Raw genomic sequence first — 11,277 nt, forward strand, 5'->3', positions numbered from 1 at the left:
CCCCTTGAATTAATAGTCTGCTATGCTTCCTTTTCAATATAGCACATGCATTCCGTAAAATCCACAGTAAATTATAATGATTATTGAGAGATAATTCATATTGCATAATTTTGATTATATTTAACTGAAGAGGGGGAAGTATCTGAAATTCTAGGAGGTGGCCGATTATTGAAGGTTTATTGTGAGTGGGCCACCCATTCCCCAACTGCCTGTCCCATTTTCACTTCCGAATTAACAGCAATTGTTGATTGGAAAGATTCGTTCTTCTCAACTAATAAAATGACAGTCGACCCAAATGAGAAGTAACCGCACTCTTCTCCTTTTTTGCAGGTAGTGGAGGAATCCAAAATATGGATGCTGTTCACGTTCAGAGCCCCGACTTTAATCATTGCCATTCTGCCATGAATTGTTGAAAGTTCAGATATGATTCGATAATTAGTTGCGAAAGGCTGATTGCCGAGTTGCAAGCCGAGATTGTTTACAGGGGAGGATATGGTCCCCAAAGCATATCTTGATACAATTTCTCCATCGTATGGATAGTGGAAATGGTGATAATGGCTAGGTGAGAGATAAAATATATAAAAGTAACCTCCTTTAAATGGAATTGCTATCTTTTCATCTCCCAAAATCTGCTTTATACTATATAGATGGTCCTTAATCATGAATGTTTGATCTTTGTTAATTTCACCTGCCTCCGTAACAACGCCGTCAACCGGTGAAATCAAGGTATTCGGACCCATATTAATCGTGCGTGAACCCTTTTTTAGATTACGCGTAAAATAAGCTTGAAGGCTGTTATACTGTTCGATTGGGAATTCTGCTTCCTCTTCGTTAATGCGGTACGTCCTTGCAAAAGGCTTGATAAGCTTCCTGCTTAGGCGGGATCTTGTAACTGCTTTTAATAAGGCGGAAGAGAAGGGATGTCCGCTCAGTTCCACAAAGCGGTTAAATAAATTTTTTTTCATGTCTAAATCTCCAATGCTCTTAAATAGTTACCTAGCATGCAAGATAATAATACTGGAGGTATCATCATGTTCTCGTCTAGATACTTAGATTATACGAAAATAAAAGGCCAAGTGGCGAATACAATCACAATTACAAACTTGAGTTTTGGCATCATCGCAATTATTCTTATCGCCCGGGAGCTTGCGCATATGAGTCTTGTTTTCATTTTTCTTGCAGCCCTTCTCGACAGGTTCGACGGCATGGCTGCGCGGTATTTTCATTCTGAGTCGCTATTTGGCAAAGAGCTGGACTCGCTAAGTGACATTGTATCATTCGGAATAGCTCCTGCGCTTCTGATCTACATGACTGATTTATCCTCAATGCTATGGGTCGGCATCGCAGCGACTGTCTTTTATATCGCCGCAGGAGCAATACGTCTTGCTCGTTACAATGTTAAGGAGTTTGACGGTTCCTTTTATGGTGTGCCGATTACGGCAGCTGGTGTTCTGCTGACATTATCATACTTTTTGAGTCCTTATATCGGACCGCCGTTTTTCGTCATTCTCATGGTTGTTCTTGGTATTGCTATGATAAGCAACATCCGTATCGCAAAAATATAATGTTAAAAGTGTTCACGAGGGATGCCTTAATTTCTGCAAAATACACAGAAATTAAGGCAAATCGAACTCTTCGTGGTTCGATTGGCTGCAGGGGGGCTGACTCGAAATCAGCTAGGGCGTTCACGCGCCGCGGGGGCTCAAATCCTCTCATCTCCGTTTGCATTATGATCGAAAGCTCTCACATGCGATATTTTCGTAGGGAGGGCTTTTTTTATGTCATTCAATTGGTGACTTGTACAAATGTCTGTTATTCTAGAAGAAAGCATTTAATTGAAAGGATGAGTCATATGTCAGGTCCAGCGTTGAAACAACTGCAAGCCCACCGTGCCATCCACGAAGGCGGGTTGTCGGGAGCTGTCAGCAAGACGGAATTGCTAATTGAGTTTCTGCAGGAAGGCGATATGAAATCGGCTGATCGCGCTGCTGATGAACTGATTGATTATTGGAAGTCAAGGGTGATCAGCCATGCCGACGCCGAAGAAGAAGGGCTCTATCTGGAAATCAAAAAAGAAAACCCCGAACTGGGCGAGGCAATTACCCAATTGACGAGAGATCATGATCTGCTCAGGATTATCGTGGAAGATATTGAAACACTTCGCGAGACGGAAAAACTCAGCCCTACTATTTTACAGAAATTTTATGCATTAGTAGTTGTTAATGAAATACATAGCCGCGATGAAGAACGGTTATTGCTAGAGTGAAAAAGGTGGAAAAAGCGCCGAACGTAGGTGCTTTTTTCTTTGACTGATAGAAAGAGGTGATTCCGATCGAAAAAATGAATTCTGTCTTATCTTCCTACTTCGGGTTTTCTTCCTTCCGTACAGGCCAAGACCAAGCTATCCGTAATGTGCTTGATGGAAAAGATACGCTTTGCGTCATGCCTACTGGCGGCGGTAAATCCATCTGCTATCAAGTCCCGGCGCTGGTCATGGAAGGCACGGTATTAGTCGTATCACCGTTGATTTCATTGATGAAGGACCAAGTGGATGCCCTTCATCAAATCGGCATACCTGCAGCGTACATCAATAGTACATTGTCGACGGAAGAATACTTTGGGACGGTTGAAAACGCATTGGAGGGAATGTATCGTCTGCTCTACGTAGCTCCTGAACGATTTGAATCTCCTTCGTTCATTCAGCAAATCAGCAGAATGGATATTCCGATGATCGCAATTGATGAGGCGCACTGTATTTCGCAATGGGGACATGATTTCAGACCAAGTTACCGTATGATGAACAAAGTTATTTCTTCCTTCGAACGAAAACCGGTTGTTTTGGCATTGACAGCAACCGCAACGCCTGCGGTGAGGGAAGATATTTGCGACCAATTGCATATCGAACATGACAATACAGTCATGACGGGCTTTGAAAGAAGTAATCTCACCTTTTCTGTCATCAAAGGGCAGGACAGGGATAAGTTCGTCAAAGAATATGTCAAAAAGAATGAAGGGGAAGCGGGTATTATCTACGCTGCCACACGTAAAGCGGTCGACCAGATCCATGCAACGCTTGAGCGGAGCGGAGTCGCGGTTGCAAAATACCATGCAGGCCTATCGGATGTTTTCCGTCAATCTGAACAGGAACGATTTCTTATGGATGAGGCGACTGTCATGGTGGCGACGAATGCGTTTGGGATGGGGATCGATAAAAGCAATATTAGATATGTCATCCATTATCAAATGCCGAAAAATATGGAGAGTTATTATCAGGAGGCAGGCCGTGCGGGAAGGGACGGGCTTGATAGTGAATGCACCCTTTTATTTTCTTCGCAGGACGTGATCACGCAGCGGTTCCTCATTGATCAATCACAGGATCAAAACCGGATCCCCGCAGAACTGGAGAAACTGCAGTCGATGATCGACTATTGCCATACCGAATCATGTCTTCAAAAATTCATTATTTCGTATTTTGGGGAGACGGATGTGCAGGATTGCGGAAGATGCGCGAACTGTACAGACACCCGTGAAAGCTTTGAGGTTACAGTTGACGTGCAGAAGGTTCTATCTTGCGTCATACGAATGGGGCAGCGTTTTGGCAAAACGATGATCGCACAAGTGCTCACAGGCTCGCGGAATAAAAAAGTGCTGGAATTCGGTTTCGATAAATTGACGACATATGGCCTGATGAAAGAACGGAACGCAAAAGACGTTTCCGATTTCATCGAGTTCATCATTTCCGAAAATTACCTCGGGGTGGAAAATGGTCAATTCCCGATTATTTATGTCACCGAACAAGGCAAGGACGTATTGACCGGTAAAATACAGGTTTATCGGAAAGGGACCGTCGAAACGAAGCAGATCGCGAAAGACGATCCGCTATTCAACCAGTTGCGGGCCCTGCGCATGAAGCTGGCCCAAGAAGCGGGCGTCCCGCCATTCGTCGTCTTTTCGGATAAGTCATTGCGTGATATGGCAGCAAAAATGCCGGTTACGGAAGACGCTTTTTTGGAAGTGAATGGTGTGGGGGCGGCAAAGTTGGAAAGGTACGGAGAAGCATTCATGGATGAAATCAAATCATTTTCAAACGAGTTGAGTTCCATATGAAATTTCCTTTATTCCTAAAGGTAGTTCTGTGGTATAATTGTTGTTCATAGTAATCTTCGGATTGCACATAAGAATCGTCCTTTCTGAGATGGGGGTTTGGTTACTTCCATTTTACTAGATTGGACGATTTTTTTGGATATTTATAGCCTGTGATTATTAGTTGCTTGAAGTGAAAGGCGCCGACTCCTGGGGATAAGCGGGACAGGTGAGACCCCGCAGGGAGCGAAGCGAACGAGGAGGCTCACCGCCCGCCCCCTGGAAAGCGTGCGCCTGGAACGGAAAGCAACGTTTCAAGGATACTTCCATATATTCTTCGACAGAAAACGGGGCCATCACAGAAAGTCAGTTTTCACTGACTTTCTGGACAGCCCCTTCTCCAAAGTATCTGTTCAAATTCTTATCATTATTTTTCTGTCAACACAAGACTTTTCTTCATCCCGAATATCGTAAAGACGGCGACGCATAATAGGATGATGCCTGTGAGCATGAATCCGCCCTTGAAGGTCAGATCCAAATAGCCGATCAGACTGGAGCCGGCAACGACGCCGATTGAAAAGAATGCATAGAAATAGCCATATGCCTTCCCACGAAATTCGGGAGACGATGAGTCGATGAGCAACGAGTTGATAGAAGGGAAAAGGAAAGCAAAACCTATTCCGTACAGTGCCATAGCGAAGTAAAGGAATAGCAGCTCTGTTACTTGACTAAGAAACAGCATACTTGCCCCCATCATCGAAATGCCGAAAGCCAATGTAATCATCGGACGTACTTTATCGAAAATACGGTTGATCGGAAGCAAGAAAATTAGGATGGCGACGATGCCGAATGTACTGAGTAACATCCCCGTCGCTTTCGTATCAAATCCGAGCGCCTCAACTTTTAAAGGCAGGACCAAAGCCAATACGCCTTGGGAAAACATGAGGAAAAAGGCGCCTGCAAATGCACGGATCATCCCGGGGTGCTTGAACAAATACCGAACCCTGAAATGTTTCCCGCTTTGTATCTTTTGCTTCTTCGTGAATGAAAAAGAGCGCAATACAAAAAATGCAGCAATGGCAAGGATGAACATGATGAATCCATTCACTGTCATGATGAACGGAGCTCCCGTTTTTGCCGCGACAATTCCACTATAGGCAGGTCCGATGATTGCAGCCATCCCTACAAATGCTCCTGAAATGGCTACGCTTCTGCCTCTTTTGGACTCTTCGGCACGGTTTGCGAGGAATGTAAATGCCGCAGGGACGATAAGCCCTTCCATGAACCCATGGATGAAACGGATTCCGAGAAGGGAAGCCGGTCCAGATGCAAACGAATAGAAAAGAAGTGAAATACCTGATGCGAACAGGCCGATAAGTAAAATGACGAACGGTCCTCTACGATCCGTCATGAAACCGGAAATGACATTCCCGATGGTATTGGAAAATGAATACATTCCGACAGCCAACCCTGTCATGAAGGAAGAAGCGCCTAAAGACAGTGCAAAAGGGCTCATAATTGGCAGTTGTGAGAATAAGTCAAAGAAGGAAAAAAAGACAATGATATAAACGAAAGCGCGCATGTGTAATCCTCATTTCAATTAAGTTGAATCATATTCTACTTTACCATGGATGCAGAAATAGGCAAAAGGACAGCTTGTGAACAAAAGAATAAATAGCCAAAATTGTGGCGAAACGATAAAATGGGAGAATACTTTCATAGAGAGGGCTGGTCATGATGGATGAAAAAATCAGAATTGGTATCGTAGGATACGGCAATTTGGGCAAAGGGGTCGAATCGTCAATTGCTCAAAATGATGATCTTGTACTTAAAGGGGTCTTCACAAGGAGAAAGCCAAGTGAGTTGAGAGTGAATAGCGATACGCCTGTTTTACATTTGAATGAAATTGAAAAATACGTAGATGATTTCGATGTTTTAATATTATGTGGAGGCTCGAAAGACGATCTTCCCGAACAAGGACCTGCACTTTCGAAGCTGTTCAATACAGTCGATAGCTTTGATACGCATGCGAAGATTCCTGAATACTTCGAAGCGGTGGATGAATCGGCCCGACCGAATGGAAAAACGGCCATTATTTCCGTTGGATGGGATCCAGGACTGTTTTCTATCAATCGGCTTTACGGGGAGTCAATCCTTCCGGAAGGGGCAACGTATACGTTCTGGGGGAAAGGGTTAAGTCAGGGCCATTCGGATGCCGTTAGAAGAATTGAAGGAGTAAAAGGCGCTGTCCAATATACAATCCCCGTCGAGTCGGCTGTCGAAAAGGTGCGCGACGGATCTCAGCCTGAGCTGACGACACGTGAAAAACATACACGAGAGTGCTTTGTCTTGCTTGAGGAAGGTGCGGACGAAGCTGAAGTGGAACGCGCTATCGTAACGATGCCGAACTACTTTACAGATTATGATACGACAGTTCATTTCATAACCGAGGAGCAATTGAAAGAAGAGCATAGTGCGATGCCTCATGGCGGTTTTGTCATCCGCAGCGGGAAAACTGGTGAAGCGAATAATCAAGTAATGGAATTCTCGTTGAAATTGGATAGCAATCCGGAATTCACATCGAGTGTCCTCGTCGCTTATGCGCGGGCAGCTCACAGGTTGAATAAAAAAGGGGACATGGGCGCGAAGACTGTATTTGACGTCGCACCGGGACTGCTTTCCCCGAAAAGTGCAGCGCAACTTCGAAAAGAAATTCTCTGAGTGTGAAAGCACTTCCATTGCTACCATTTTTCATCTATACTGAACTAGTAAATTTATTTAGGAGGTCGAAATATATGTCGAAGATGGATGAAACATTGACCATGTTAAAGGATTTGACAGACGCGAAAGGAATTCCCGGAAATGAGCGTGAGCCGCGGGAAGTCATGAAGAAATATATTGAGCCGTTCGCTGATGAAATCGAATACGATGGACTTGGATCATTGATTGCTAAAAAGAGCGGCGATGCAAACGGACCAAAAGTAATGGTAGCTGGCCACCTGGATGAAGTCGGCTTCATGGTAACGAAAATTGATGACAAAGGGTTCATTTCCTTCCAACCGGTTGGCGGATGGTGGTCTCAAGTCATGCTCGCTCAGCGTGTGACGATCGTTACGCGCAAAGGGGATACCGTGACGGGGGTCATCGGGTCGAAGCCGCCGCACATCCTTTCACCTGAAGCGCGGAAAAAGCCGGTGGATATTAAAGACATGTTCATCGATATCGGTGCAACTTCGAAGGAGGAAGCGATGGAATGGGGCGTTCTCCCTGGAGATATGATCGTTCCATATTTCGAATTCACGGTCATGAACAACGACAAATATTTGCTTGCAAAAGCATGGGATAACCGTATCGGCTGCGCCATCGCAATCGACGTCATGAAAGCATTGAAAGATGAAAAGCACCCGAACATCGTATTCGGCGTCGGTGCAGTGCAAGAGGAAATCGGACTGCGCGGTGCGAAAACGGCTGCCGCAAAAGTGAAACCGGATATCGGATTTGCTGTTGACGTAGGTATTGCAGGAGATACACCTGGCATAACTTCAAAAGAATCGACCAGCAAAATGGGCGACGGGCCACAAATCCTGCTCTACGACGCATCGATGGTCTCCCATAAAGGATTGCGTGACCTAGTCGTCGATACGGCGGAAGAACATGGAATCCCTTACCAATTCGAAGCGATTCCAGGCGGAGGAACTGACGCAGGTTCCATCCATGTAAGTGGAAACGGCGTGCCGTCCCTCGCAATTTGTATTGCAACTCGCTATATCCATTCCCATGCGGCAATGCTGCACCGGGATGATTACGAAAATGCAGTGAAACTGATTGTAGAAGTGATCAAAAAACTAAATCGCGAAACAGTTGATAAAATCATTTTTGAATAATGAATGGAAGGATCGTGCCTGGTATAGGTACGGTCTTTTTTTTATGCAATGAATTATGTATAAATGCATATTGGTGTTTTCATGGAAATTGAATAAAAAACTATAATAAAAGCATACTCCTGACTAACTAAGTATTTTTCATTTACTTATAATAATTCATTTGACTTTATAAATATGCGTAATTATAATGAATTATACAACCATATTCAGGATGGAGATGATCATTTTGGTGAAAATGCATATATCCACATTAAAGACAGCAAAAAAAATTGAAGGTCAGTTAAAAGGACGCGATCTGTTAACGTTACTCGACTATACAAGCGAAGAAATCGATTATTTATTGCAAAAAGCGTTGGTGATGAAAAAGGATGCAATTGAAGGGAAATGTCCCCCCATACTGCAAGGAAAGACGTTGGGCATGATTTTTGAAAAGCATTCCACGCGTACGAGAATTTCCTTCGAAGTTGGAATGGTCCAGCTTGGTGGTCATGCGATGTACATGAACGCTAATGATTTGCAGATTGGACGCGGGGAATCTATATATGACACTGGAAATGTGTTATCTGGGTACTTGGATGCAGTCATGATCCGTGCGAATTCACATGAAATGGTGGAAGAGCTGGCGAAGCATTCATCCATCCCTGTCATCAATGGATTGACAGATATGTTCCATCCATGCCAGGCGCTTGCTGATTTACTGACGATCATCGAAGTGAAAGGGGCAGTTAAAGGCAAAAGACTTGCATATGTTGGTGACGGAAATAATGTGGCCCATTCATTGGCCATCGGAGCTGCGCACATGGGTATGCATATTGCGGTTGCAACTCCTGAAGGGTTCGAGTTCAATCCGGATCTTTTTGTAAAAGCCCAAAAAATTGCCGCGGAGAATGGCGGATCCCTCATGCAGACATCCGATCCTGTAGAAGCAGTGGAAAATGCAGATATCGTCTATACGGACGTCTGGGCGAGCATGGGGCAGGAGGAAGAGACTGCAGCACGTCTCGAAGCGTTCAAAGGGTTCCAAATCAACGATGCGCTTGTGGCGAATGCAAAGAAAGATTATATGTTCCTGCATTGCTTGCCGGCCCACCGCGAAGAAGAGGTTGCCACTTCCGTCATTGACGGACCGAATTCGTATGTATTCCAACAGGCGGAAAATCGGCTACATGCACAGAAGGCGGTATTGGCTGCATTGCTGTAATCTTTTATGCGCATCCACGTTAAAAGCCACTTAAAAGGGTGGCTTTTAACGTTTCACTATTAACCTGCAGAAAATGCTTGCGCTAGTTCGCCGCTAATTTTGGACTTTTCCTGTTCATCGGCATTGACCCACAACTTTTCAAAAAAGACACCTAGACCTGGCAATAAATGTTCTTCGCCTCGCTGTAATGCGTCCTCAACGACGTTACGAATATCGGTCGCCGAGTTATTCGTCATATTAGCGGTAATGGCGTCACGAATTTGGAAATCCATCATATCATCCTCCTGACATCATTTTGGACACATTGATCGCCAACTATACGGACATTTGGTACACTTGTAGAAAAAGGATGTCGCACAATACATGAAAAGAATTGAATCAACACAAAATGCGCTCGTAAAACATTGGAAAAAGCTTGTCACTTCTAAGAAAGACCGGGATAAATCGGAAGAGTTTGTCGTTGAAGGCTTCCATCTCGTTGAGGAGGCATTAAAAACGGAAGGGACAATCCTTCACCTGATTGTCAGAGAAGATTTGGAACTTCCAGCAGGATGGAAGACCGATAACCTCCAACTGATACAAGTGACAAAAGCGGTTGCAAAAGAGCTGGTCGAAACGGAACAGTCTCAAGGGATATTTGCTCATTGCCGTCAGCCAGAACATACGGATGAAGAGGCCGCCAGTTGGAAAAAACTTTTATTCATCGATGCCGTGCAGGATCCGGGGAATATCGGTACGATGATCCGAACGGCGGATGCAGCCGGCATGGATGCCGTCATACTCGGGAAAGGTTCCGCGGATCCTTTCAATCCGAAAACGGTCCGTTCCGCACAAGGCTCGCATTTCCATATTCCTGTAGTCAAAGGGGATCTCGCTGAATGGATCGACCGAGCGAAGGCGGCTGGCGTCAAAGTCATCGGAACTGGTTTGCAAAATGCAGTCGACCATTACAGTGTAAGCCCGTTGAAGGAGTTTGCGCTTATCGTAGGTAATGAAGGTAGTGGAGTCGCTTCTGAATACTTATCGAAAGTGGAGACAATCGTTAAAATTCCTTTGTACGGAAAGGCGGAATCGTTGAATGTCGCCATTGCTGCAGGAATCCTGCTTTACACGTACGGGAAACAATGATATCCATGTTGATGTACTAAACGAAATCGGGTATAGTAATGATGTATATAACTTTTGAAAAGCTATGACCGGGAAAAGTAGATAGTATGCAACCGACAGGAAATCGGCGCCTTGACTGAGAGCGCAGATAGGCGAAATGCTGTTGAAGTTCACCCCGCGAGCTGCCGCTTGGACCAGTGTAAACTGTAAAGGCGTGCCGGTAGAGGGCCGTTATCCCAAATGAAGTGATTATGCGTTTGCATAATAATCAGGGTGGTACCGCGAACTCGTCCTCGTCCCTTTTCAGGGGCGGGGTTTTTTTATTTTGAAAGGAGAATGACAATGGAACAACAACTGCAGCAATTGAAAGAAGAAGCGTTGGTGAAAATCCAGGAAGCAACGACGGTCAAGGAATTGAATGACGTCCGTATCGCTTATCTTGGCAAGAAAGGACCCATTACCGATTTATTGAAGGGAATGGGGAAGTTGCCTGCTGAAGAGCGTCCTAAAATGGGAGCTCTTGTCAATGTCGTCCGTGAAGCGGTTACGGAATCACTCGAGGCGAAAATGACGATGCTTGAAGAAGAAGCGATTAATGTACAGTTGGAAAAGGAAGCGATCGATGTCACATTGCCCGGCCGTCCCGCTCCAACCGGCAACCATCATCCATTGACGCGCGTTGTAGAAGAGATCGAAGACTTCTTCATCAGCATGGGCTACGAAATCGCCGAAGGTCCGGAAGTGGAAAAGGATTATTACAATTTTGAAGCGCTTAATTTGCCGAAAGGGCACCCGGCGCGCGATATGCAAGATTCGTTTTATATATCGGAAGACATTCTGCTTCGTACGCAAACATCCCCCGTTCAAGCTAGGACGATGGAGGCGAAAGATGGTGCGTTGATTAAAATTATCTGCCCCGGCAAAGTGTACCGCCGTGACAATGATGATGCAACGCATTCACATCAATTCACACAAATTGAAGGTCTTGTAGTAGGCGAAGAT

At 44.9% G+C, this 11,277-nt stretch carries 11 protein-coding genes and 1 other annotated feature; of the genes, 8 read left to right on the forward strand and 3 right to left on the reverse strand.

The genetic code is table 11. The annotated features are described in order from the left end of the window. Window positions 1–176: 176 nt before the first annotated feature. Window positions 177–965 (reverse strand): phosphatidylserine decarboxylase, encoded by a 789-nt coding sequence (locus tag AWV70_RS17845; RefSeq protein WP_060209891.1) that lies wholly within the window; start codon window positions 963–965, stop codon window positions 177–179. A 66-nt stretch (window positions 966–1,031) separates the two neighbouring features. Here AWV70_RS17845 and pssA point away from each other — a divergent pair, with 66 nt between their 5' ends. The 3 genes from pssA to recQ all read left to right on the forward strand — a co-directional run bounded on the left by pssA (window position 1,032) and on the right by recQ (window position 4,107). Next, a complete protein-coding gene (pssA, locus tag AWV70_RS17850; protein WP_060209892.1) occupies window positions 1,032–1,565 on the forward strand; it encodes a CDP-diacylglycerol--serine O-phosphatidyltransferase in 534 nt (177 codons plus the stop codon). Between the two features lie 287 nt (window positions 1,566–1,852). Then, a complete protein-coding gene (locus AWV70_RS17855; RefSeq protein WP_060209893.1) occupies window positions 1,853–2,266 on the forward strand; it encodes a hemerythrin domain-containing protein in 414 nt (137 codons plus the stop codon). A gap of 74 nt (window positions 2,267–2,340) precedes the next feature. Then, window positions 2,341–4,107 (forward strand): DNA helicase RecQ, encoded by a 1,767-nt coding sequence (gene recQ, locus AWV70_RS17860; protein ID WP_060209894.1) that lies wholly within the window; start codon window positions 2,341–2,343, stop codon window positions 4,105–4,107. A gap of 403 nt (window positions 4,108–4,510) precedes the next feature. Here the strand turns inward: recQ and AWV70_RS17865 are convergent, their stop codons facing one another. Then, the gene (locus tag AWV70_RS17865) at window positions 4,511–5,665 is read right to left on the reverse strand and encodes an MFS transporter (RefSeq protein ID WP_060209895.1); all 1,155 of its coding nucleotides are present in this window, start codon (window positions 5,663–5,665) and stop codon (window positions 4,511–4,513) included. A 155-nt stretch (window positions 5,666–5,820) separates the two neighbouring features. Between AWV70_RS17865 and AWV70_RS17870 the strand changes: the two genes are divergently transcribed. From AWV70_RS17870 to argF, 3 genes are all read left to right on the forward strand, one after another. After that, window positions 5,821–6,804 (forward strand): diaminopimelate dehydrogenase, encoded by a 984-nt coding sequence (locus tag AWV70_RS17870; RefSeq protein WP_060209902.1) that lies wholly within the window; start codon window positions 5,821–5,823, stop codon window positions 6,802–6,804. 74 nt (window positions 6,805–6,878) lie between these two features. Further along, window positions 6,879–7,967 (forward strand): M42 family metallopeptidase, encoded by a 1,089-nt coding sequence (locus AWV70_RS17875; RefSeq protein ID WP_060209896.1) that lies wholly within the window; start codon window positions 6,879–6,881, stop codon window positions 7,965–7,967. 235 nt (window positions 7,968–8,202) lie between these two features. Continuing rightward, the gene (argF, locus tag AWV70_RS17880) at window positions 8,203–9,168 is read left to right on the forward strand and encodes an ornithine carbamoyltransferase (protein ID WP_060209903.1); all 966 of its coding nucleotides are present in this window, start codon (window positions 8,203–8,205) and stop codon (window positions 9,166–9,168) included. 59 nt (window positions 9,169–9,227) lie between these two features. On the opposite strand, the gene sspI is transcribed toward argF, so the two are convergent. Then, complete coding sequence (gene sspI / locus AWV70_RS17885) at window positions 9,228–9,440, reverse strand: small acid-soluble spore protein SspI (RefSeq protein ID WP_060209897.1); 213 nt, start codon at window positions 9,438–9,440, stop codon at window positions 9,228–9,230. A gap of 91 nt (window positions 9,441–9,531) precedes the next feature. Between sspI and AWV70_RS17890 the strand changes: the two genes are divergently transcribed. Both AWV70_RS17890 and AWV70_RS24830 read left to right on the forward strand, forming a co-directional pair. Then, a complete protein-coding gene (locus tag AWV70_RS17890; RefSeq protein ID WP_060209898.1) occupies window positions 9,532–10,296 on the forward strand; it encodes a TrmH family RNA methyltransferase in 765 nt (254 codons plus the stop codon). Window positions 10,297–10,351: 55 nt separating this feature from the next. Further along, window positions 10,352–10,579: a binding site (T-box leader), on the forward strand. 38 nt (window positions 10,580–10,617) lie between these two features. Continuing rightward, the coding region (locus tag AWV70_RS24830) for a phenylalanine--tRNA ligase subunit alpha (RefSeq protein WP_235588737.1) at window positions 10,618–11,277 on the forward strand (660 nt) is incomplete at its 3' end.

The sequence above is a fragment of the Sporosarcina koreensis genome (assembly GCF_001531445.1).
GTDB classification, from domain to species: domain Bacteria; phylum Bacillota; class Bacilli; order Bacillales_A; family Planococcaceae; genus Sporosarcina; species Sporosarcina koreensis_C.

What these genes read in the sequence shown, in the direction of transcription:
- AWV70_RS17845 (WP_060209891.1), bottom strand. Translation starts at nt 965, where the DNA reads ATGAAAAAAAATTTATTTAACCGCTTTGTGGAACTGAGCGGACATCCC.
- recQ (WP_060209894.1), top strand. Translation starts at nt 2,341, where the DNA reads ATGAATTCTGTCTTATCTTCCTACTTCGGGTTTTCTTCCTTCCGTACA.
- pssA (WP_060209892.1), top strand. Translation starts at nt 1,032, where the DNA reads ATGTTCTCGTCTAGATACTTAGATTATACGAAAATAAAAGGCCAAGTG.
- AWV70_RS17875 (WP_060209896.1), top strand. Translation starts at nt 6,879, where the DNA reads ATGTCGAAGATGGATGAAACATTGACCATGTTAAAGGATTTGACAGAC.
- AWV70_RS17855 (WP_060209893.1), top strand. Translation starts at nt 1,853, where the DNA reads ATGTCAGGTCCAGCGTTGAAACAACTGCAAGCCCACCGTGCCATCCAC.
- argF (WP_060209903.1), top strand. Translation starts at nt 8,203, where the DNA reads ATGCATATATCCACATTAAAGACAGCAAAAAAAATTGAAGGTCAGTTA.
- sspI (WP_060209897.1), bottom strand. Translation starts at nt 9,440, where the DNA reads ATGGATTTCCAAATTCGTGACGCCATTACCGCTAATATGACGAATAAC.
- AWV70_RS17890 (WP_060209898.1), top strand. Translation starts at nt 9,532, where the DNA reads ATGAAAAGAATTGAATCAACACAAAATGCGCTCGTAAAACATTGGAAA.
- AWV70_RS17865 (WP_060209895.1), bottom strand. Translation starts at nt 5,665, where the DNA reads ATGCGCGCTTTCGTTTATATCATTGTCTTTTTTTCCTTCTTTGACTTA.
- AWV70_RS17870 (WP_060209902.1), top strand. Translation starts at nt 5,821, where the DNA reads ATGGATGAAAAAATCAGAATTGGTATCGTAGGATACGGCAATTTGGGC.